General features: G+C 48.9%; 1 protein-coding gene. It reads left to right on the forward strand.

Translation table 11 applies throughout. The features are described 5' to 3' along the window. Positions 1 to 98 precede the first annotated feature (98 nt). Entirely contained in the window at positions 99 to 440 is a 342-nt protein-coding gene (locus R7Q09_RS26500; RefSeq protein WP_031819839.1) for a polymer-forming cytoskeletal protein, read from the forward strand. Positions 441 to 632: the final 192 nt, after the last annotated feature.

A 632-nucleotide genomic window follows, 5' to 3' on the forward strand; every position in this document is an offset into this window, starting at 1 on the left:
ATAAAAACCGTGGAACAACGAGTAGCTCAGCAGCTTCAACTCTCATCGCCAAAGGCTGTACTGTTAGCGGAGAACTCAAAGTAGAAAACGACGTCCAGATTGACGGCATCGTCGATGGTCAACTGAATGTCGAAGGCACGTTAGTCGTTGCAGAAAGCGGTAGAGTCACTGGCGATGTGTATGCCAAGCAGCTGATCATCAATGGTATTCTGGACGGAAACTGTCACGCAGAGCACATTCAAGTACTCACTAAAGGCCGTGTCAGTGGCAAAATCTGGAGCAACAATCTGAGCATTGAACCGGGCGGTAAGTTCTTCGGTGAAGCAGCAGAATTGCCAGAAAAAGAAGTGGTCAGCCTGAAAGGCAAAGTGCAAGAAAGCGCAACGGCGAAAGACAACAGCGCCAACACTGAAAAGCGACTCGCGCGCAAAAGCGCATAAAAAAGACGGCGATTAAGCCGTCTTTTTCGTTTTACTGTTTGCATCCAATGTCTGGTTTCACATCGGGTTGAGAATCAGCGCAGAACGCTTGGCATTCGGACCAAACGCCGATGCCGCACGTGCTTTCACTTCTTCTAGTGTTACGCTCTTAGCGGCTTTCTCTACATCCAACACAACATCCAATCCGTAGGA

This window comes from Vibrio sp. 2130-1, from assembly GCF_033339515.1.